16 protein-coding genes are annotated in these 22,350 nt (G+C 66.3%); 3 read left to right on the top strand and 13 right to left on the bottom strand.

Annotated features, from left to right (window positions below):
* Positions 1-553: 553 nt before the first annotated feature.
* A complete protein-coding gene (locus ACH45E_RS43380) occupies positions 554-3,019 on the top strand; it encodes a Helicase associated domain protein (RefSeq protein ID WP_361458118.1) in 2,466 nt (821 codons plus the stop codon).
* Between the two features lie 258 nt (positions 3,020-3,277).
* Here the strand turns inward: ACH45E_RS43380 and ACH45E_RS43375 are convergent, their stop codons facing one another.
* Together ACH45E_RS43375 and ACH45E_RS43370 are read right to left on the bottom strand one after the other, a co-directional pair.
* The gene (locus ACH45E_RS43375) at positions 3,278-6,271 is read right to left on the bottom strand and encodes a tetratricopeptide repeat protein (RefSeq protein ID WP_361458115.1); all 2,994 of its coding nucleotides are present in this window, start codon (positions 6,269-6,271) and stop codon (positions 3,278-3,280) included.
* A gap of 631 nt (positions 6,272-6,902) precedes the next feature.
* Positions 6,903-9,314 (bottom strand): hypothetical protein, encoded by a 2,412-nt coding sequence (locus ACH45E_RS43370; RefSeq protein ID WP_361458112.1) that lies wholly within the window; start codon positions 9,312-9,314, stop codon positions 6,903-6,905.
* A gap of 402 nt (positions 9,315-9,716) precedes the next feature.
* On the opposite strand from ACH45E_RS43370, the gene ACH45E_RS43365 reads away from it, so the two are divergent.
* Positions 9,717-10,163 (top strand): hypothetical protein, encoded by a 447-nt coding sequence (locus ACH45E_RS43365; RefSeq protein WP_361458109.1) that lies wholly within the window; start codon positions 9,717-9,719, stop codon positions 10,161-10,163.
* 364 nt (positions 10,164-10,527) lie between these two features.
* Here the strand turns inward: ACH45E_RS43365 and ACH45E_RS43360 are convergent, their stop codons facing one another.
* The 4 genes from ACH45E_RS43360 to ACH45E_RS43345 form a co-directional block, all read right to left on the bottom strand.
* On the bottom strand, positions 10,528-11,046 hold the full coding sequence (locus ACH45E_RS43360) for a hypothetical protein (RefSeq protein WP_361458106.1): 519 nt from the start codon (positions 11,044-11,046) through the stop codon (positions 10,528-10,530).
* 89 nt (positions 11,047-11,135) lie between these two features.
* Positions 11,136-11,870, bottom strand: a complete 735-nt coding sequence (locus ACH45E_RS43355; RefSeq protein WP_361458104.1) for a Crp/Fnr family transcriptional regulator — start codon at positions 11,868-11,870, stop codon at positions 11,136-11,138.
* A gap of 2 nt (positions 11,871-11,872) precedes the next feature.
* On the bottom strand, positions 11,873-12,019 hold the full coding sequence (locus tag ACH45E_RS43350; protein ID WP_361458101.1) for a hypothetical protein: 147 nt from the start codon (positions 12,017-12,019) through the stop codon (positions 11,873-11,875).
* A 1,483-nt stretch (positions 12,020-13,502) separates the two neighbouring features.
* Positions 13,503-13,709 carry a hypothetical protein gene (locus tag ACH45E_RS43345; protein ID WP_361455923.1) on the bottom strand — a complete coding sequence of 69 codons (207 nt, stop codon included), beginning with the start codon at positions 13,707-13,709 and terminating at the stop codon, positions 13,503-13,505.
* 168 nt (positions 13,710-13,877) lie between these two features.
* Here ACH45E_RS43345 and ACH45E_RS43340 point away from each other — a divergent pair, with 168 nt between their 5' ends.
* Positions 13,878-15,443, top strand: coding sequence for a hypothetical protein (locus ACH45E_RS43340; protein WP_361455926.1), 1,566 nt, complete (start codon positions 13,878-13,880; stop codon positions 15,441-15,443).
* A gap of 107 nt (positions 15,444-15,550) precedes the next feature.
* On the opposite strand, the gene ACH45E_RS43335 is transcribed toward ACH45E_RS43340, so the two are convergent.
* The 7 genes from ACH45E_RS43335 to ACH45E_RS43305 form a co-directional block, all read right to left on the bottom strand.
* On the bottom strand, positions 15,551-15,811 hold the full coding sequence (locus tag ACH45E_RS43335; protein WP_361455929.1) for a hypothetical protein: 261 nt from the start codon (positions 15,809-15,811) through the stop codon (positions 15,551-15,553).
* Positions 15,808-16,107 (bottom strand): DUF6247 family protein, encoded by a 300-nt coding sequence (locus ACH45E_RS43330; RefSeq protein ID WP_361455932.1) that lies wholly within the window; start codon positions 16,105-16,107, stop codon positions 15,808-15,810. The genes ACH45E_RS43335 and ACH45E_RS43330 overlap by 4 nt, the downstream gene beginning before the upstream one ends.
* A gap of 187 nt (positions 16,108-16,294) precedes the next feature.
* Positions 16,295-17,950, bottom strand: a complete 1,656-nt coding sequence (locus ACH45E_RS43325) for a hypothetical protein (RefSeq protein WP_361455935.1) — start codon at positions 17,948-17,950, stop codon at positions 16,295-16,297.
* A 276-nt stretch (positions 17,951-18,226) separates the two neighbouring features.
* Entirely contained in the window at positions 18,227-18,505 is a 279-nt protein-coding gene (locus ACH45E_RS43320) for a helix-turn-helix domain-containing protein (RefSeq protein WP_361455938.1), read from the bottom strand.
* A 181-nt stretch (positions 18,506-18,686) separates the two neighbouring features.
* Positions 18,687-19,148: a PCC domain-containing protein gene (locus tag ACH45E_RS43315; protein ID WP_361455941.1), complete on the bottom strand. Its 462-nt coding sequence runs from the start codon at positions 19,146-19,148 to the stop codon at positions 18,687-18,689.
* 30 nt (positions 19,149-19,178) lie between these two features.
* Positions 19,179-20,159, bottom strand: a complete 981-nt coding sequence (locus ACH45E_RS43310; RefSeq protein ID WP_361455944.1) for an asparaginase — start codon at positions 20,157-20,159, stop codon at positions 19,179-19,181.
* Between the two features lie 40 nt (positions 20,160-20,199).
* Positions 20,200-21,840 (bottom strand): helix-turn-helix transcriptional regulator, encoded by a 1,641-nt coding sequence (locus tag ACH45E_RS43305; RefSeq protein WP_361455947.1) that lies wholly within the window; start codon positions 21,838-21,840, stop codon positions 20,200-20,202.
* Between the last annotated feature and the right edge of the window lie 510 nt (positions 21,841-22,350).

Below are 22,350 nucleotides of genomic sequence, written 5' to 3'. Positions count from 1 at the left end.
GGTCCCCCAGCGCTGCGCGCTGGGAAGAGAACGGGGCCGCTGCGCGGCCCCGTAAACCCGCTCCGCGTGTTTACGGTAGGCGCTTCGCGCCTGCCTGGAATTCCCGCTGCGCGGGAATTCGGATCTCCGCTTCGCTCCGATCCACCCCGCCCGCTGCGCGGGCGGGAACCGTGCGGCGCAGCCGCACGGACAGACCCCGCTACGCGGGGGCAGCAGCAGGAAAGGGGGTGCTGCATCAACTCCGTTACCAGGTAGGATCACGAACCAGACGCCACCACCGGCCAAGTGCCGGCCCCGAGGCGGACACCCACCAGACCCGGCCGCCGAACTGACTCGGCATCACCTGACAGGCCATCCGGACACGTCGTCAGCAAACCCGCCCACCGGCCGGTCACACACCGACAACCGAAACTGACCGTAGCACAGGCGGGCGCATCAAGGGCGAGTATCGGCCGAAGTTGTGTGCTGATTCAGTCGCGCTATGCATCGAATGATGCAGCGGGTAGAGTCACGAACGGAGCCCGCCCCCTCTCCCACGAATGGAGACGCGAGAATGACGGCCCAAATTCACCTCCGCCCGCACCAGACGGAAGCAGTCGAGGAAATTGTCCGGGGCCTCGACATTCCGCCCGGAAAGCAAATTCCTCCGGGGGGACTGCGCGGCACTGTGGTGAGCGCGTGCGGTACTGGGAAAACCTATATCGGGGCTGCCGCGGCGGCGCGGCTCGTGCCCGAGGGGCGGGTGCTGGTCCTGGTGCCGACGCTGGAGTTGCTGGCGCAGACCGTCCGGGAGTGGCGGGCGTTCGGGCATGCGGGGCCGGCGGTCGCGGTGTGCTCGCTGGAGGACGACCCGCGTCTGTACGCGCTCGGGGTGCGGTGCACGACCAGCGCGCCGCAGCTGGCGCTGTGGCACGGGCGGGGGCCGGTGACGGTGTACGCGACGTACGCGTCCCTGCCGGTGCTGCTCGAGGCGCATGAGGGCGAGTACGGCCTTCCCATGGACGTGTGGGACCTGGTCCTGGTGGACGAGGCGCACCGTACGAGCGGGTCGTTGGGGAAGGCGTGGGCGGCGGTGCACGATCAGGAGGTGCTGCCGTCGATGCGGCGGTTGTACATGACGGCGACTCCGCGGATCTGGATGGAGCGGCCGCCGCGGCGGTGGCGGCGGGAGGAGGAGGCCGGGGTGCCGGCGGCCCTACTGGCGGAGGAGATGGCCTGCTCCATGGACGACGAGGCCATTTACGGGCCGGTGCTCCATGAACTGGACCTTTCGGAGGCTATCGCGCGGGGGCTGCTGGCGCGGTATCAGATCGTGGTGGTGGAGGTGCGTGATGACCGTCTGACGCCTGCGGTGCTGTACGGCGAGGACCGGTACGAGGAGACGGTGCGCGGAGAGCGGCTCGCGGTGCTCCAGGCGGCGCTCCTGGAGACGATGGCCGAGCACCGACTGAGCAGGTGCATCACCTTCCATCACCGGACCGTGGAGGCGCGGGCCTTCGCGGAGGGCCTGGACCGGGTGGTGGCGCGGCTGCACGCCGGGGACCCTGAGCGGTACCCGGAGCGGGTGTGGTCGGGGTGGCTGTCGGGTGAGCACGATCCGGACGTGCGGGCGGACCGGCTGGCCCGGTTCGGTGCGCGGGCCGGGCGGGCGGTGCTGGCGAACTGCCGGGTACTCAGTGAGGGCGTGGACGTGCCAACCGTGGACTCGGTGGCGCTGATCGACCCGAAGGGGAGCGCGGTCGACATCGTGCAGGCGATCGGGCGGGCGCTGCGGCAGAAACCCGGTCAGGGGAAGCTCGCCACCCTGATCGTGCCCATCTTCCTGGGCCCCGACGAGAGTGAGGAGGACATGCCCTACTCGGTGTCGTATCGGCCTTTGATCAAGGTGTTGTCCGGGCTGCGCGCGCACGACGAGCGGGCCGTGGAGATGCTCGCCGTCCCGCAGGAGGGCCTGCACCGCACCCCCGCGCAGCCCTCGTACCTGGGCGAGGCACCCGAGGAAGGCGCGGAGGACCAGCGGATGCTGCTGAGGTTCGGCACGCACCGCGACCCCGCCCTGATCGCCCGGCTCGTGCGCTACAACCTGCTGGAGCCGGAACACGAGAACTGGAAAGCCGGGCACCGGGCGGCGGTCGCCTACCACCGGCGGACCGGGCACCTCGCCGTCCCGTACGAGCACCGGGAGCTGATGCCGAACGGGCACTCCTACCCGCTGGGCAGGTGGCTCGCCGACCAGCGGCGCGCGCTGGCAGCGGGTGGGCTGGCCACCGAGCGGGCCAACGACCTCGACGAGCTGGGAATGGTGTGGGACCCGACGGACGCGGCCTGGGAGGAGAACCTTGCCGCGGCACGCGCCTACTACGCCGAAACCGGCACCCTGGCCGCGCCGGTCACCGCGACCGCGCTCGACAAGCCGGTCGGCCAGTGGCTGGCCAACTGCCGCAAGAAGGGCGGACTCGGCAAGGACACCGCGACCGCCGCGCGGCGCGCACAGCAGCTCGCCGCGATCGATGAGGACTGGCGGCCCGGCTGGCCGGTGGACTGGCAGCGCAACTACGCCGCCGTCGCGCGGCTGCTGGCGACTGGCGCCGAACTGGACGACATCGTGCCGGGCGTCACGGCGGGCAGCACCGACGTTGGCAGGTGGCTGGACCGTCAGCGTCAGCACATCGTGTGGGAAGGCCTCGCCGAGGGACAGCGCGCGCGGCTCACGAACCTGGGTGTCACGCCCTTCCCCCCGCAGCAGCAGACACCCGCCAAGGCCTCTCAGAGCGGCGGCGCGGCGTTCGAGCGGGGCTGCGCAGCGCTGGAGCAGTACCGGGCGCGTACCGGCACCGTCGGACCCGTCAGCCGCGCCCACATCGAAACGATCACCATCGACGGCGAGGAACACTCGGTGAAACTGGGGGTGTTCCTGTCCAACACCAAGACACGACGCGCGGGCCTCAGCACCACGCAGCTTCAACGGCTCGCCGGCCTCGGCCTCGACTGGGCGGCCCAGGCCGCGGAGGCGGTGTAACCGCACAAGACCCCGGGCCAGCAGCGGGAGCGTCGCGCGCACCCCCGACCTCCCCACAACCCCCCAAAGGCTCCGGCGGAGGGGTCGCCCTACGAGTTGCCTTACGGCGCCTCAACAGCACTGCCATGGCCGAGGAGTCGCACGTCACGGGCTTGGTCAAGGGACGCTGGGGCGCCAACTACTACGCCGGAATACCTCTGTGGGCAGTGCCTGGCCTGGTTCCGCCAGGGCCCGTATCTGGCGGTCTTCTGGAACCTGTTACTCCCCCCGCCTAGATTCCAGTTGATGCCGGAAGGCCAGTAGCTGATGTTCACCTGCGGGCACTATCTGCCGCAGGGTGTCCATCACTGTGAGCAACTCGGTAATTTCTCCGCAGGTTGGACGTTTACCAAAGAAGGCAGACAGGTGTCGACTCGCCTCCCCCCATTCCGACGTCAAGCAATGAACGAGAAAGAGATTTCCTATGTCTGCTATATGACCTACGGAGGAACAAAGTTCTATAGCTCGCGAAACACAAGTTCGATACTCCGGATCGCGTTCCGCGTATAGAGCGACAGCCTTCTCATAATACACCCAGCCGTTACTCGGATTTATCCCAATGGCACAGTTGAAGTCAGTCAAGGCGTCCACATATCGACCTGATACACGATGCACGACGCCGCGACTAGCAATTGCGTAAGTCATTGTTGGTTTTATTTCGATGACGCGATCGAAGTCAGCCAACGCTTCCTCGAGTCGCCCCATAAGGCGCAAGATGCTGCCCCGACTGGCAATGGCCCACACATAATCGGGATCGATCTCGACAGCGCGATTGAAATCCGCTAGCGCTTCCTCATATCGACTCATAGCCTGATAGAAATCTCCGCGAGCGACCATGATCCAGGCGTAATTAGGGTTGATCTCAATGGCATGGTTGAAATCCGCTAGCGCTTCATCATAGCGTCTCATGGCCTGGTAAGTCTGACCCCGACTGGCAAGGGCCCACACATAATCGGGATCGATCTCGATGGAACGATCGAAGTCCGCCAGCGCTTCCTCATAGCGCGCTGCGAGACGATAAGCCTCACCTCGGTGGGCAATAGCCCACGCGTATCCGGGATCGATCTCGATAGTGCGATTGAAATCCGCCAGCGCTTCCTCATACCGATGCATGGCCCGGTAGGTCTGACCCCGGCTGGCAAGGGCCCACGCATAGTCGGGATTGATCCCGATGGCGCGATTAAAATCCGCCAGCGCTTCCTCATACCGCGACAGGAGACGATAAGCCTCACCGCGCTGCGCAATAGCCCACGCATAGTCGGGATCGATCTCGATAGCGCGATTAAAATCTGCCAGCGCTTCCTCATACCGATGCATGGCCTGGTAGGTCAGACCGCGACTGTCGAAAGCCCAAGCGACATCGGATTCGATTTCAATGGCACGATTGAAATCCGCCAGCGCTTCCTCGTACCGGTCGGCAAGACGGTAAGTCTCCCCACGGTTTCGAAAAGCTCGGGCTGTTGACTCCAACTCAAGTGCGGCGGCGTAGTCGGCCAGAGACTGCTCGTAACTATGGGCATTGCGGTATTCGTAGCCGCGGAGAACATAGGCAAGATGCTTACCCGACGCGTCAAGACCGCTACGAGATAGCAGAAGCGTGAGTGCCGTAACGCCGGGGTGGGGATCGTCGAGAGCGGCCAAGAGCTCCTCTCCCCACTTGCGCACCCTGGGAGCATCAGTGTCGCGACCAGCATGGGTGAAGGTTTGGGCCCATCTCCGAAGAGTGGTGATGTCGTGATCATGTGCTTCGACGAGCTCGCGTAGGGCGTCAGGCAGTGCAGTTCGGTAATCCGCGCACAATCTGTGATAAGTCTCTTGGAGTCGGTAGCTGCGCCACCTCTCGTCTTCCCACCAGCCATCGATTGGAGGAGCCCCCGCTTCCAAGCTGGATCGTCGCTCTCGGAATGTCTCGGCCAAACGAAGATGTTGTTCCTTCCATCGCTGCGGGGACTGGTGACGTTGCAGGCGAAGCATTGCCGAACGTACGACATCGTGGTAGTGGCCACGGCCAGCACGCTCGATGAAGAAGGGCATTGATCTCAGCCAGGCGAATTCTCCCCTAGCTTCCTCATCTACAACAATGCGGTAGGTATCCTCGTCGACTTCTTGCGGCAGAGCACACGCAAGGGCAGCCGCCCGTCGCACTGAATTCGTTTCCCACTTCAGAAATCGCTCGACCGCGGTACCGCTGGGATCACCCACGTCGGCAGCAGTGGTGGGACGGGCTTGGGCAAGGGTTGAGACCAGCACCGGTAGTCGTCCGGACAATTCTAGGATCACCTGGATTACGTTTTCGTCAGTGATCCCCTTCGCGCCGAGAAGCTGGCGTGCCTCCGCCTCACTGAACACTTCCAGCGGCAGGTCGCTTACGAGGTCGAGCCAATCCCCCCAACACTGCGAGTCTAACTGAGACTGACCCGCTAAGACTACTAGTACGTTGGCCGGCAGTTGCCCGTACCGGTCACTAACCAAGATGTCCCGCAGCCAGGCATCCAACACGGGGCCGGTTCGCTCATAAGTATCAAAAAACAGGACTATCCAGGGCCTGCGCTCTGCGACATCAGTCAAACTTCGGAGGAAAACCGGAGTGAGCACCTGCAATGGAGACAGGACGAGCTCAACGTCCTCGTGACTACGCAACCGGGAACTGAGCAGCGCCTTGATCCGGTCAGCCCCCATCGCGACCTGATTTGGGTCAAGTACCCCAGTAAAGGCACCAACGCCGGGGATCATGCCCAACCCCGCAAGTGTGAGTTGCGAGCCAATCGCACTCAACGGGGATGGCCCCTGCTGGTCACTTCCTTGACTTGCCCCAGTACTCTCACTGGATACTCCGGCCAAGCCAGCACCAGCGTCTGCCTCGTGCCGACGTTGCCGATAGGTGTTCAACAGCTTGTCGAGGCTTTTGAGCTCTATACCCTCCTGCCTGAATTGCGAACTGATAGCCTCCATCGTCTCAACAACATCGCCAGTCGATTCATCGATGTAGGCCGTGAGGGCTCGCTCGTCGCGGGCAAGGGATTCTAGCTGCCGTACCAGAGTCGACTTACCAACACCGGCTGGCCCATGAATATGAAACAGGAATTGCGTTGCCTCTTCCGGCGACTGTTGCAGAGCATCCCTGAATGCGGCTTGCTCACCCCGACGCCCAACTAGCCCGCTCCGGCGCCGCCGACGAATCAGCTCCTGTCGCGAAACTCCGCGCCCTGTCACCCGCTACCCCCACCGAAGTGACTGACAGATATGTGTCTGGGCATTCTCGCTCATAGAAGCGCCCGCCGTCCCGTGATCGCGCTAGTTCCAACGTGTCCGCGCGATCTCGTGGCGGGAACCCCTCTGGGAGCACAGTGAGCGAGACCTGGACGACAGCTGGTACCTCGCGGGATGGCATGGGCTCAGCCCTGCCCGACTGAATCAACTCGTTCGCGTTCAACTGGCCAAGTACAACGCTCACTGGCCACAGGCGCGCCCCGGCCACGGCGAAACCGGGCCGCTCAGACCTGGATGTCCAGCTCCTCGATGTCGGTGAACTCCACCCCAGGCCGTGAGCACGGCGGCCGCAGCCGCGCAAGTACATCTCGCCCAGGCCCTCGGTGGTGATGTCGCGCAACTGCTGCTCGCTGGCGCCGGCGGCCTGGGCGTCGAAGAGGCGGGCGGCATGGTCGGGCGGCAGGGCCTGATGTGCCGCAACCGTGCGTCGCCAGTGGGGCCGGGGGCCGCAGTGGCCGTCGCCGAAGCGCCCGCAGTCGCAGCAACGCACCGGCGCAGGAGCAAGCCAGTCGCGTGGAGATTGACCGCTGTGGTCTGAGCGGCCTCAGTGACCTTGCCGCGAGCTATTCATGATTCAGAGTTCGTCGTCCGCGTCCCAGGGTTCAGCGATCGTGCCGTCAAGGTCCCAGCCGTAGGCAAGCAACTGGGCGGCTTCGTGGTCCTTGCCCCGCAGGCGCAACAGGTCGGCGGCCAGCTGGAGGGCCCCGTCGTCTCCAGTATCAGCGGACCGCCGTGCCCATTGCACCGCTTCATCCAGGCGTCCGCGGTCCCGCATCAGGTAGGCCACACGCTGAAGTGCCGTTCGGTCTCCTGCGTAAGCCCCTCGCTGATACCACTCGATCGCTTCATCATCGCGCCCCAATTCGCGAAGGACGCGGCCAGCTCTCCACGCGGCACCAATGTCTCCCGCCTCATAGGCCAGCGAATACCACCGTATTGCTTCGTCAATGAGCCCGTAGCGCCGCAAGGTTACTGCGCCATTGCGGAACACCGAGGGTATTTCGTGTCCCGCTACCCGGATGTAAGTCAGGGCTGCCTCTATCCGACCCTGCGCAAGTAATGCGTCGACTTCGTGAGCGAGATGGCTGTCTTGTCGTCCCCTCGTAAATGAGCTCCACTCGGTGGGCCGCTCTTTCAACGTTGGTCCGCTTGTACCCATCCATCCCTGGGCCAAATACAGGTACCCCCGGCTGCGTAGCATGGCCCATGCCCTCGCCGTGGCCGACTCCGCCAGGCCCATGCCTGCGGCCCTGCGGAACCACTCAAGCGCATCCCGGACTTGGTCCTGTCGCCATAGCAGTTGCCCCGCCCACAATGCTGCTTCCGGATCGCCGGCCTCGCCAGCCTTCTGATACCACGGCAGAGCTTCCCCATCACGCCCGGCCTTCCGAAGGACATCTCCGGCTCGGCGTGCTGCATCGTCAACGCCGGACATGGCCGCTCTGCGCTCCAGGTGAAATGCCACGCGGAGCAGGCCACAGGATCGTGCGAATCGTGCCAGCGCAAAGCCCGATGTGGTGTGGTGCAGGGCGCTTTCCCACAGCGAGGGCGGTATGCGCTGTGTCCGCCGGGTCTGTCGGCCATGCTGTTCGAGATAGTCAGCCAGCCGGTAGACAGGCCCATCTGTTTTCGGCTCGCCGCGGCGAGGACGCCGTCGGGTCAGCATGCCCCGGGCGCCGCGTACTGGACAGGAGGCGTAGGCGAGGGCCTCTTCCAGCCAGTTCTCTGCGAGCAGGTCCCACTCTTGGTCAGTGAAGTAATCCTCGCAGGCCCTGGAGAGAAACGCGTGCGGTAGATCCAGTCCGTGTCCGGCACGACGAGCGTCCATAGCTGCCAGGATCACAGCCCGGGGTCCCGGCGGCGCGGCTGTGAAACGGGCCAGCAGCTCCGGAGCGCCAGCCAGGTACTGGGTAATGTGGCCTTCCTCGGCCCGTTCGCGCGCGTACGCCAAGCGGGAGTCCTTACCCGCCATCGCTGACAGCTTGAGCATTGCCGCCTCGTCGAAAGCCGCAGGCACGGCTAGCTCATGCCCGGTGAGCAGGGCACGTGCCTGTGCGTGCGGATCCGGGCCGCCGGGCACCGGCTCTGCCATGAGCTGGTTGCGGTACTCCGGCCAAATCGTCCCTAAAACGAGCACCGGTGCGCGCGATGGATTTCGCAGCAATTCCCGCAGGCCTGCGGCAACTTGCTCCCCCACAGGTCGATCCGGCGTGAACAGGTAGTGGTGGGATTCATTGATCCACACAACGGTCCGCGATCCGACCTGCGGCAGATCCGCCAGTGCAGCCCCGGGGCGCTCGGGATCGATGGGGTGCCACAGCCGCCAGCCCTCAGGAAGCTGCTGCACCGCTTCCCAGCACGCTCTCGTCTTGCCCGTGGACGATCCGCCCACCAGCATCACCAGACGGCTTTCGCCCCGTGCCGCCATCTGCACTGACTGGAGCAGTGCCCGGTCATGGGGACGGCTCACATAGGCCGGAAGTCCCGCCCCGCCTGGCCCGGCACCATCCTCAGTCTCGATCGCCCGGTGCACCTCCAAATCAATTGGATCCAGGTCGGCAATCGGCTGCCCGAGGGGTCGCTCCAAACGGGCATCCAGCCACAGCCTGGCAACTCTCTGGGCGGCTGGCTCCGCCTCGCCGGCCGCCATGCGCGTCAGAACGGTCACCAGCGCAACGACATCGGCCTGCCGGGCCGGGAGCACCGGCGTCTTGATGATCCGCTGGATCGTGTCACGCGACGGTGCCGCCTTCACCATGTCATCTTCAGCATCGACATCGCTGACGGCTGCCGCCATCTCATCAAGCGTCGGCGCCCCGGCAGCTAGATAGGCCTCGTACACGAGGTTTTTCAGTTCCCGCAGCGGCCCTGCTGGCACCGCGGGCCGTGGGATCACCCGGGTCGATCCGCTCCGTTCCTTGCCCCCGTCGCGACTCATCCGGACATCATCCACCACCCAGTAGGCCGGAAGCCCCTGAACTGCCATTTAGGCGTTCTGTCATCCGGCTCGTCGCATCTCAGAGTCGATCATTCAGCAGCCTCCATGGTGGCGTTGGTGCCGCACCGCCCCGATCGCCCGCTGGCAAGGAGCCCGTCATGCCGAACAGATGCCTGACCCGACGTCAACGCATGTAGCTCGTCTGCGCCGTCGCCGAGGTCGAGATCGGGCATTCAGGCTGCCCCCAATCGCACGAAACCGCAGATCCGGACCGTGATGCGCGTGTACGGCGGTATCTGAGGTGCGCTGCACAAGGTGCCGCTTGCACGGCTACCACCACTACGCCTCTCGCCGGGCTCTGTCCCACCCGCAACAAGGGGGTGAGACCCATCCACGATCCACGTCCGCATGCGAGACGCGCATGCCTAATAGCAAGGGGGATTCTTCACCATGACCACCAACCCGGCCGCCCGCCGCTTCCTCGTCTGGACAGCCCCACCCGCCGGCTTTGGCATTCTGGCCATGGCCGCCAAGGATTGCGTCGGCATCCCCGGGTGGGCCGTCGCACTCAGCACCGCGGCCGGTGTCGTCGTCAGTGCTCTGCCGGCACTCTTGCCGCAGGAATCCGAGCACCGCCGTGATGCATGGCGGGACTGGCTACGCCACCGCGAGCGTATGGCGCGTCTGCGGATCACCACCGCAGACTTACAGCCGGGTACCGCACGACTGCGAAATGATCACCAGGAACAGTCAGGCCGGCCGCGTGAGCTGTCGGAAGCTTGCCCGTCATGGCGGCGCCGAACCTCCACCATGACGCGACCCGCGAGCCTTCGTAAGAACCGTCTGAAACACGATGGGGTCGCAGGTCAAATGCAGGGGCCCCCGGAGCAGCGTTGATCAGACGGTTCCTTCCGGGTGCCACGCACTCGTACGGGAGCTACCCGTTGATGGCACCTACCCGATGCAGGCTGGCCTGCATCGGGTAGTAGGAGCGATCCCTTACAACCGCGTTGCGCCCGACAGGGCCCGGGTCTGATCGCCCCGTACCAGTTCCGCTCCTGACGTCCGTGATGTTCCCGCTGGTGATGTCCTCCCCGCCGACGCGCGGCTGCTTCGGCGTGGCGACACAGGCTGGGGCAGTGGCGCGGCACCGGATCCGGGCCAGCGTGTGCTGGCCGTGGCGACGGATCCGGTGCCGCTGAGGGGATGGTCTGAGGCGGGCGGCAGGGTGCCGCCCGCGAGTGTGGTGACCTTCTGGTGGTCAGCCGCGGCGCAGGTGGGTGATTTTCTGTCGGGCGGTGGAGATGGCCTGTTCGATGTCGGTGCGGGCGGCTTCCTGTTTCATGGCCTGGACGAGCTGCATCTGGTGGTCCTGGGAGGACACCTTGAGGGCTGGGGTGGGCGCGGGCAGGGCGGTGTCGAGGTAGTCGTCGACGCACTCGACGACCCTGGCGAGTTCGGAGCGGATGGCCTCGATGTGGCCGACGATGCCCCGGATCATGTCGCCGATCTGGGAGATCTCCTCCATGTCAGGGGTGCGGCTGGGCTTCTTCGCCCGGCGGCACTGGGCTTTGTAGAGGTCGGCGAGCCACTGGTCGGGCTCGTCGTAGGCGGTGTTCTCCGCGTCGGTGGTGCGGATCTGCCGCATCCAGGCGAAGACCTCCCGGTGGTGCAGGAGCCCGTACAGGGCGAGGGCTCCCATGAGGAAGGAGGAGACGATGCCTGCGGCGAGGGAGCCGGCGCTGGTGCCGATCGCCAGCGTGGTGCTGTGCATGGTCATGGTGATCCGTTCACGGGCGCGCCGTCCCGAAGGACGGGGGCGGCGCGAGGAAAAGGGCGGTGGGTCCGAAGGGGGTGCCGGGGGTGGTGTCAGACCCCGGTGAAGCGGCTGAGGCCGTCGACGTCGTGGATGACGAACTGGCGGTAGCGGGCCTCGATGACCCCGTGGTAGCGCAGGGTGCGCAGCGCGTTCTCGGTGGTGGAGACGGCGAGCTGGAGGGCTGCGGCGATGTCTTTCTGTCCCAGGCCGGTGATGACGGTGTGCCGACAGGTGCGGGGGTCGGGGACGCCGGCGGTCCTGGCGAGGTGGGCCAGGAGCCGGCTGACCCGTTCCAGGGGCGGGCGGATGGCCATCCCGTAGACGACTTCGTCGGTGCGGTGGCGTTCTTCGAGGCTGTGCAGCAGGGCCAGGCGCGCCTCGTAGAGGCGGCGCTCGGTGAGGGCGTTGAAGTAGCGGGCGGCACACGGGATGGCGACGGTGGTGGTCAGGCAGCGGGTGTCGACGCGGGAGTGGGGGTCGAGGAGCGCGGCTTCGCCGACCAGTTCGCCGGCCGCCCGGAAGCGGGTGATGGTGGGGATGCCTGGGCCGGTGCCCAGCGGGTGGCGGTCCTGGCGTACGACGCCCTCGAGGAGGATGTAGACGTAGGGGTTGTCTGCGCCCATGGGCAGTTGTTCGTCGCGGGTGAAGGTGCGGCTGCGCAGGCCGGTCTGCAGCAGTGCGTGCCAGGTCTCGGCCGGCAGGCGGTGCAGGAAGCTTCCCTCGGGCTTGCCTTCGTGGGCGTGCAGGAGGTCGGTGGGCCGGGAGATGTCGAGGGCGGGCGGCATGGTCACTCCCCCGCCACGGCCCGGCGAGCGGGGCGCGCATCTGCGTAGGCGCCCTGGGCGGCGCGGTGGTGACGGCCCCTCAGGGTGGGCACGGTGTGGTGGCCGGGAGGGTAGGGCGGCACGGCGCCGTGAGAGCGGGTGATGCTCATCGTCTTCGTCCTTATGCGGTTGATCGGCCTGGGACCCCGCTGTTGTCAGCGGGGTCCCAGGTGGTGGGTCCGTCGCCTCTCCGGGAGGTAGTACGTGCCCGGGTGGTGTGGGCCGGGCGGGGTGGAGATGACGTTGGATCGGCATCACGCTACCGCTCGCCATGAGCCGAGAGCTAGTCGCGTTTCCGAAGGCGCCGCGGGAACGATTCGCGCCACGTTGATCCCCTACCTGCGGGGGATTGTTACGACCCGTCCGGGAGCGGAATCTATAAAACCGCTCTATCCATTTTCAGAAATCCCCGCATTCGGCATGCAGATATTCATGCGCAGACCTCAAAGCCGCCCTCAAGCGAGGTCCGTGGGGCCTGCATGTAAACCGGCAGCAAAAACGGGAGGCCCCGGGGCACCACCCCCGGAACCTCCCGGAAAGGGTCCGGACCCACCAGGATCAGACCGGTGTCCAGTAAACACCACGGACCGCGTTAAGGTCACTCCCGATCCGACGCCCTGTGGTCTCTACCGCTCCAACTGGCAGCGGAAACCCCCCACCTGCGGGGTTTTGACAGGGACGGCACACCCTCGCGGGCCCGTCAAGGCGGCGCTCCGCAACTCCGGAACCTTCGTCCCTTTTGTGCACCCGAGAGTGAGACGCACCCATCCCCCGAAGGTCGTGAGAGCGCTATCAAATGATAATCAACGTTCAAGAGTCAACAGATCCGGTCAACGGGCGCCCGACCCGGTGCCGCCCGGTCGGCCACAGGTGCGATCATCGCATGGATGCCCTGACCCGCCGTGATTGGCACCTCAACAATCCACGGGCAGGCGCCAGGGGAAATGCACGGCGCATAGAAAATGAATCCCCCCCTCCCCCGCGCCGGGATATCGAACACCAATCGGCGACTCAAGCGGCCACACTTCCGAATGTCGACTGATCCACATTGCCGCCCGCTTCCCGCCATGCGCCGGCAGCTGTGCAGAACAGCCCATGCACCCACAGCTGAAGCTCAGCTTTTGCCACGTCAGTTCCGTTACACAGAGGACCAGTTGCTGTCGGAAGCTGCACGAACACGACTGATCGGGCGCAGAGGGTGATCATGTGGGCACAGCAGGTAACTTGCGTCACACTGCACGCCATCTGACCGCCAGCGTGCGCTCCCCGTGCATCCGAAGCGCCCCATACCCCACCCCGTGCGCGGCACCCTGCAACACGCTCCCCAGCACGCCGCCCCCGCGCCCAGGGGATGCTCAGCCCGGACGCCGCCGTGGTCGCGGGCGAAGCGGGAGGCCTTCCGCCGATCCGGTGACCTGACAGCCGCAACACGCCACCCAGCGCCCGCGCCGGCCTCGGCCACCCCCGGCCGGGCGGCCGATGGGCACCGAGACCATGAGCCCCGGGGGCGCCGGTGGTGGTCCCGCCGCGGCTGAACCGTGAGCGCGACCGCGGACCACGCGAAGGCGCGGACGGCACTGCGCACCGCAAGGGTCAGGGGCCGTCGTCCTCGCCCTCTGGAACGGGACCGCCCTGCTGCGGTTGGGAAGGCGGCGTCCTGGAGGAGCGGGCGGAGCCGGTCCACGCGCCGTACAGGCCGGAGAGAGCGACGCTGATCGTGGCCAGCGAGTTCGCCGAGACGCCGATGGCGGTCAGCAGCACACCGGTGGCCAGCACGGCAGCGAAAACAATCATGTCCATGCGTCGTCGGGTAGGAAAGCGCATCGAAGGTCCCTTCGTCATCGGATGTGGCGATTGAGTGGGACCATCGTGCGAAAGATGTCTGATTGTCCGTCTGGTCCGCGAGCGTTGCCGCAGGCCAGCGGCTTGCAAGTAGTGGACAGCACGGACACAAGGGGGGCGAGGCAGGTGCCACAGGAGGAGCAGGGCACGCGGCGGGCGGCGCAACAGCCCGCGCTACTGGACGAGGACACTCCGCAAGCCAAAGAGCTGGCAGGGTGGCTGAAGGACCTGACGAGGGGTTTGACGCTGCGTGATCTAGCGGCGGACCCGCGTCTCAAATACGGCCGGACTACGTGGGGCGAATTCCTCAAGGGCCGCAAGCTGATCCCGTCCTGGCTGCTGGAGGACCTGGTCAAGGCCCTTGTCAGGGAACGACGCGCCCGGGAGCACCACCGTGAGCACGGACTGAAGCTGTGGCACGCTGCTGCAGAAACTTCCGTGGGCCCCCAAGGCCCGGCCGCACCGGGGCCGCCCAGCAGCACCGTCACAGAGCTGCAGCTCAGACTGGACGACGCACGCAAGGGCCAGCTGCAGGCCCAAGAAGCCCTGTTAGGACTGAACCGGCTGATCTACATGCTCCTGCACGTGATCGCCAATCTTCAGAACGACTGCTCAACCCTCGAACGTGAAGGCGGCGACGCCCGCGCGCAGCTCCTCGACTACCAGCACCGACTAGCCCAGTCCGAAGCCCGGCTGGAGCGGGCACAGCGCGACCGCGAAAATGCCGAGGAACTTCGTATCGAGGCCCTGCGGCAGGCTGAAAAAGACCGCCGGGCCCTCGAACGCCTCCAAGCAGCAGAACGGCAGCAGCAAGCTCCACACGACGGGACCGACGACCACGCCGGGGACACCTCGTGGACGATGCCGGGCCGGTCTCCGGACCTGTGGGAGTACGACCGACTTCTGGAACAGGCCGACGCGCAGCTCGACGCCCACGAAGCCCAGATGGACGCGGCACGCGAGCAACTGGGAATCCAGCCGGCGGAGCCCACCTCGAGCGCAACGGTCCTGACCGGAGAAGTTGTCCGCACTACGTCCGCGGACACCGCGGACAAGCCCATGACCGGCGAAAACCCCGTCCGCGACGGCGTGACGGGCACCGCGGACAGCCCCATCCGCTCCTTCCCACTTCCCGACTCAACATGGTGGGACCACGACGGACCGGAATGGAGGCAGTACGACCCAAAATGGGCGGGCGAACATCCTGTCCGCGAACGTGGCCCGCAGGACGACGCCGACACATACCAGCAGTACCGAGACGAGGCGAAGACCCCCGTCAGCGAAGTACATCAGCACCCTGATGCCGAGAACACCGTGCCCGTGCCGGTCGTACTGCCCCTCACCGAGGCTTCCGCAGAACCCGGACAACACACCCGTGAGATCGGTGCTGCCACCAGCGCAGCACCGGATGCGACAGACAAGGACACCGCGACATCAGCGCCGGCGGAGGCGAAACCCTCCCTGCGCCGCAACAGGGTACTGGGAGGCATCCTCCTGGCCCTCGGCCTCGGGCTGGGCGGCCTGGCCAAGTACATCGGTCATGGCCCCATACTCGCGCCCTTCATCTTCGGAGCCGTCCTCTTCGGCGTCGTTGCCTTCCTCATGCCGATCGACCTCTTCTCGCCACTGCCGAAAGGTAAAGACGGTGAAGGCGGAGACGACGACAACTACTTCGAACCCATGATGGGGTAGCCGATCAAGCCGCACGGAAGACCCTGAAGGCCTGAAGCCGGCGCCAGAACGGGCGGCCATCCCTCAGCCGCACCCCCTTGCCACGGCCCCGGCCAAGGGGGCTGCCGTTACCCCGCCCAGACGATGTCCAGGACGTACAGGTGCTCATGCGCGCGGTTGATCCAGTACAGGACCGTCAACGGTCCGACGCTGGCCTGACGCAGGTCCTCGCCCTCGACGTCGGTGGGGTCCCACTGGGGCCAGCTCCACGGCGCTCGGGAGGCGATGTCCAGGACGTCGCGCGTCATCTCCTGCACGTCCGGCGGGAGTTCCGCCAGCGTCTTGGAGGCGTGAGGGGAGAGCCGAGCGGACCAGGCGCCGGGAGTCACCCGCGAGCCCCGATGACATCCTCGAGGGGGACGCCGTCAGACGTGTCGCAGCCGCTCGCGAGGAACGCAGCGACGGCGGGCGCGGTGTCCAGGCGGCCGGTCCACTCGCGGACGACCGCGTGCAGCGGGGTGAGGTCGTAGGTCTGCTGGGCCTGCTGCAGGGCGTGGCTCCAGTCGCGCTCGAACGCTGGCGTCCAGTGCTCGGCACGGGCGTGCTGGCGGATGCGCTCACGCAGCTTGGCGGCGGCCGCCGGGGCGGGCGGCGGAGCGGGCTGATGGATGGGCTGTGCGCTCATGGGTGTGGTCCTCCTCGTGGGTTGAGTGTGCTGCCCGGCGGCGGCCCGGGTCGAGAGTGCGGGGCAGGTGGTCTCCGTGCCCAGATCGGCTGTACGGGCTTGTGAGGGCCGACTCCTCGCCCCGCTGATCATTTGACGTGGCGTCGGAGGACCGGCCTTGAGCAGGCGCCCAGGGGGGTGCGCGGGGCTAGAACAGCGCACCCCCGGTCTCCGCGGCGACCTGCGCGGAGACTGCTGCGACGTTGCCGTTCCACTCAACATTGCGCTGGGCGCGTGCCTGGTCGGCCTGGATCCGGCAACGGCCGCACAGCCCGAGGGTCTGCACCGCACGCCCGCAGGGCTTGCCGCCGTGGCCCGGGCACGTCCCGTCACCGGTCGGGGCAGCCTCGATCGCGGCGTGATCGGCGGCCATCTCGCAGACCTCGCACACACCTCCGTTCGGGAGCGGACGGCCGCAGCCCCCGGTGCAGGATGGCCAGCCCTGGCACCCCCCGCACACCGTGCTGCCGGGTGAGTCGGCACCGCACTCGGGGCATTCTCCGCGCACCCGCCGGTTCACGGCCTCCGTCACACTGCGGTCAGCAGCAGACACCGGCCGCAGCTGCCGAGTCCCCTCCGAGTCGTTGCGGGCGGTCTGGCCCGGCAGCATCGCCGTCCGGGCGGACGATGGCAGCGAACCGATGCGGGCGGAGATCACCCCACCCGGGCTCTTCCGGATGGGACCGTCCAGCGGCGCGCTCAGCACCGACGCCAGCTCACTGATCCGCCAGGGCGCGCCCATCGCCTCCGACTCGGCAATCACCCCGTCGAGCTTGCGGGCTTGGTCCGTGAGCACACGGCCGGCCAGCGCGAGCTCCGGCCGCAGACGGCCGACCCGCAACAGCACCTCCATGCCCGGCGTCGCCTCCCGGGCCAGCCGTGGTCCATCGCTGCCGTGCGCATCGCCCTGATCGGTCCCGGCTGCCTCGGTTTCTGCTGCCCGGCTCGTAGGCCGCGATCGAACCTTGCCTGCCCGTGCGCTGCCTGCGTCCGTCCGTCCGTCCGTCTCTCGCGCGTGCTCGTCTGCTACCTGCACGGACGGACGGACGGAGGCCCCACGGTCTGAGCGGAGAGTCTTAACGGAAGGTCTGAACGGGGGTTCGGGAGTCTGCAGGTCAGAGCCCGAATGCGGGCTAGAAATCTGGCCCCGCGGGCTAGAAATCTGGCCCCGCGGGCTAGAAATCTGGCCCGCATCACCGGGCGGGCCAGAAATCTGGCCCGCTCCAGCAGCCCGCCTGGCACGCTTCAGCGCGGACCGCTCCCGCTCCTTGCGGACAGCCCGCACACCCGCTTCCTCAGCGGCCCCCCGGATTTCATCGAGCAGCGCAAACGCGTTCCGCGGCCCGGCGTATCCCCGCTGTGGGCGATCGTTGATCCGGATCCGCAGCGGCGCAGCCGATGCACCTGCCCGGGACGACGTCTTGATCGGACCGCCCTCCGGCGTGGAGATCAGACCGACGTCGGAGAGCTCCGACAGCAGCGAGCGCACCCGCGCCAGACTCGACGGCTGCGCCGCCTCACCGGCCGGCATCTGCTTCGACGGCAGCAAGTGGCACAGCTGCAGGAGCGTCAGCTTCCGCACCGGACCACGCTTCTCGATCACCAGCGCACGCATGATCCAGTACAGACGCACACCGCTGTCCCGCAGCTGCGGGCACAAAGGGATCCAGTCGTGCAACTGACTGGTGTAGAAGCCTTCGTCATCATCGGGGCCCAGGAGCTCCGCACGCTGACTGGTGTCAGAGTCTCCGTCGTACCCGAACAGGTCGGGACCAGGAGACGAATGATCTTTCTGGCCTTGCAAGGTGGGACATCTCCCCAGGTAGGGGAGCCGCGACCAGCGAATGTGACCTAGTAGGGGTCCGGAGTAGTGGCGTTGCGCAATCTCTTGCGCATACTCTGGGTATAGGTGACCACGCGGGCCTGCGGCCCACGGGCATCACCCGGCAGACGAGGTCACCTCGCTGCACGCGACTCGGAGCTTTAGACAGGGCGCGAGTCGATTTGCTGGGAAGCGGTCTCCGTTGTGGCGACGGAGGCCGCTTCGGCGTTTATGGGGGACGATCGGGACACCGCATGGCTAGCCAGCCTCCGCGAGCTCGAAGCCTTCAGCTGCTTCCGGGTGCTTGCGAGCCCAGCCCTTGAGCAGGCGCAGGTAGGCAGCGCGGTGCTTGGGCCGCGGCATGGATTGGCCGTTCTCCCAACGCAAGAAGGCCATCCTGTGCACACCGAAGGCTTCAGCGACGTCCTCCTGCGTCAGGCCAGAAGCTTTGCGCAGCCTGGCCCGCACCTCAGGAGGAGGCAGGACATCAGCGGGTCGGCTGAGTAGCGCGTCCACGGCCTCGAATAGATCGGTCATCACTCCCCCTTCCATGTGTGATCCGAAACTGTACATGGATTGCTGCGCCTGGTGGTGCATTTGAGGCCGTGCCAGCGTTTCACCCCGCGCCCTGCCCTGCGGCGGCGCGGGAGGCACTTGGCGATACCTGCTGTGGGTAAGCGTTGGAGTAGGAGCCAATCGGAAGCCGATCAGGCGTCTTCTACGCGTCGAAGGTCAGCAGGGGCACGTCGTAGAGGTCGGGGTTCTTCGGTCGTGTCATCGCAGGCGCGGTGACCTCGACTACGAGCATCTCAACGAGGAACTGCACGCGGGCACTGAGCAGGTGGCTCGTGTGGCCGGTGGCCGATCGGGCTTTCTCTCCCAGCGACGTGTGGATGTGGGGAAGGACTGAGTCCGTCTCTGCGTCGTAGGCGAGCGTTCCGCACCCCATCGCTTCCACGCCGGTCAAGTAGACCTTGCTCCAGACCGGGGCCTCGGGGTCCTCAAGCTTCTCGCACGCACCGACGATCTCCGCCTCAGCGAAGCCGGCGATGAACATCGGGATGTAGCCCTGCCGGACGCCGTTCTGGCGGCAGAACTCGGCAAGGGTAGGAAAGAAGTCGTCGCCGTGGTCGAAATTCACGGCGAAGCTGCGACCGGTGGTCAGTTCGTAGCTGCGCAAGATGGGTCCCGGAGGCTGAAGAGGGGGTGGCTAGGAGACGGCGTTGAAGGCCCGGGTGATCTGGTCGTTGTCCGCGGCGGTCATCAGCAGCAACTGCAGCAGGATCCGTGCCTTGATCGGGTCCAGCGTGTTGCCGGGGATCAGTCCGCGCCCGAGCAGGTCGGACTCGGAGCCAGGGAAACCGTAGGTTCGACGGAGCACGGGACCCGATCCGGTGCGAGTGGCGAGGATGACGGGCATGCGCTTGGCGAGATCGTTGAGTGCGTCCACGCACGCCATCGGGACATGGCCGGCTCCGAACGCCGCTACAACTAGGCCGTCGACGTGGTCACCCAGGGCGTGCAGGAGTGTCCCGTCGTCTCCGAGACCGACCGTGAAGATCGCAGTGCGTGCGGAAGCGGTGGCGCTATGCGGATCAATGGTCGGCGAAGGAGTGGGGCGTGCCGTGATCTGTACACGGTCCTCCGAGACGTAGCCGATCGGTCCGGGGTATGAAGTGAAGGCCGTGGGGCTCGTAGCGTGGGTCTTGCGGACCCATCGGGCAGCGTGGATTTCCTCAGCGAACATCACTACACAACCTGCGCCTCGTGCTTCGGTGCTGGCCGCGACGCGGATGGCGGCCAGCACGTTTGCGGGGCCGTCCGCTCCGGCCATGGAAGCGTTGCGCATGGCGCCGGTCACCACGATCGGCGTGTCCCCGGTGGTGACGAGGTCCAGCAGATACGCGGTCTCCTCGATCGTGTCCGTTCCCTGCGTGATGACCACGCCGTCGACCGGGAGTGTCTCCACTTTGACGGCGAGCTCGAGCAGGTCGGAGAAGGCCAGTGATGCGCCGGGAAGGCGGCGGAAGTCGTGAACTTCCACATGGATGCCGGTGTCGGCAATGGCCGGGACGGCTGTTACAAGGTCGTCGGCCGAAAGCGTTGGCGTCGCGCCGCCGTCCGTCTGGGTGGTCATCGCGATGGTGCCGCCCAGCGAGATCACCGCAACGCGGCGGGCGTTGTCGGCCATGGTCTCTATCCCTTTCGTAGACATGCGGGTGTGGTGTGGGTCAGTGGTCGGCTGGGAGGGATCCCACGTACGCGCACGCGGCGTCGACGCCGGCCGCGGAGACGAGTCGGCTGCGGGACTGGATCAACCCGGACGATCCGTACCGGGCGAGCTGGCCACACCGCTCGATCAGCCATGACCACGGCAGCTCAAGGTACTGGGCGAGAGCGCGGAGCCGTCCGGCAGCCGTTGGCGCCGCGGTGATCGAGTCGGCGTCGACATCGCGCGCCGCAATGGTGAACTCGCGGACGACCGAGGATCGGGCGGTGACGTCGACGTGCCACATCCCCTCCCCTCTGACCCAGTTGGCGATCACTGCCTCCTTGTCGGGAGCGACCACGAAGCCCTCTACAGCTTCGTACGCGGGATCGGCGGTGAACTGGGCGTGGATACCCAACGACTCCATCAGCGCCACGGCCAGGAACAGCAGGATTCGCTCATATCGCGGGGACGAACGCACAACGTTCTCTGGAATGCAGAACGCCCGGGTGCTTGTACTGCCGAGGGCCTTGGTGGTCTCCCGCAGGTACGGGAACTTGTGATCGAAGATCAACCATGCGCTGGCCTCCTCGCCACGCTGCTCCCGTGTCCAGAACGCCGGCAGCGTCGGCAGATCTGGCAGCGCACGAAGGATGTGGCGGGCGCAGAAGTCCGAGCCCAGCCACATGTGGGCGACAGGGTTCAGCCCGGGCGCGGCTTCCCGGCTGACCGCAGAGGCAGAAAGCCGCTCGTACGCTCGGAGATCGCTGCGCGTCTCGGAAAGAGCCTGGTCGTCGGCCTGAAGTGCGTCGTCGTAGTTGCTGACTGCCCACACGATGCCGTAGGTGAGATCGTCCAGCTCGTAGGCAGTGGGGGCGGTGACTTCACATACGCCGCCGTTCCTCGTGAGCTTCGCTTGTGCCGCGCGACGGTCCAGAACGTAGAACTTCGAGATTCCCTCGGCGTCGACTGCCCCTACCAGCAGACCGCGATGCGGCCGCGTCAGGAACTCCTCCGCACGCCGCTGGTCAGGTACAGACACGATCACCCGGCCTGCTTCGACGCGCGCCGGATGGATCTGGAGTGAGAGCTGGGAACCGAGCATGGAACGGCCTCCCGGGAGGAGCGCGTGCCAGTCGACACCGAATTCTGGGGCTGGGCGGGACAGCCGAAGCCCGGACCAGCTCTCGGTGGCAGTTCTTGCAAAGCCGAATGGATCCTCTGCGGACCTTGCGGACGCTGGCATGGGAATGCCAACCATCGCTGCTGCACCGATACCCGTCCCGGCGCGCAGGAGCGCGCGTCGATCGAGTGCCACGAGCACCACCGTTCCATCGTCTAGACGTCGAGGGACAAAGATCCCTTCGCCATCCGACGCTGCCGCCTGGGACAGGGCCGTGACCAGGCCTAACGATGTATCGGATACATGGGTCGCTGCATCGGATACATGAGCGGGCTCGGAGACAACCCGGTTGAACTCCTTCCACAGCTCGATCAGAGCCCCGCCGGCGCCAAGCGCCCGGTCGATGAGCTCGACCTCTCCCTGGTCCTTCGGGGGCCGCTCGCCGTTCTCCCATCGCTGCACTTTGGAGTGCGAAACGAATGTCTTGGCGGCCAGCTCCCGCATGGACAGGCCGCGCGCCTCGCGCAGCTCCCGGATCACGTAACCAAGGCGATGCTGGGGCGACTGATCCGGCGTTAGCATATTCGGCCGCTGCCCCACTTCGAGCCCCCTCCATGTATCCAAGTCCCTGTATCCGCCCGACGGATACAGGGCAACCGTAGAAGTCACCGAAGATCACGCCTACACCTGGAGTACCGGTTCTTTAGCCGGAACCACCAACTTCCGCTCCAGGAGGGTCAGATGACCAGGCTTCGTCATGCACACAACATTCATCACATCGTTGACGCGCACGGTCGGGATATCGGCTTCACATCCGACGGATCGGCGCCCATACATGCCTCCGTCAGACCGAGCCACGGAGTAGGGCCACAACCGCGGGGGCGTCCTCGCGGCACCGTGGTCGTCCATGTCGCCGCCATCCTGACCGGCGGACTTGTCGTGTTGGTACTTCTTGTAGTGCTCCGCGACATCGTGACCACCGTGGCCAGCACCAGTACAACTGGTCTGATCGTGCAGGCCCTCCTGAGGCTCTCCAATAGGAAGGACCGA

Source organism: Streptomyces sp. NPDC020299 (assembly GCF_044387825.1).
Lineage (GTDB): Bacteria > Actinomycetota > Actinomycetes > Streptomycetales > Streptomycetaceae > Streptomyces.
This window is presented reverse-complemented; position numbering and strand designations above follow the sequence as displayed.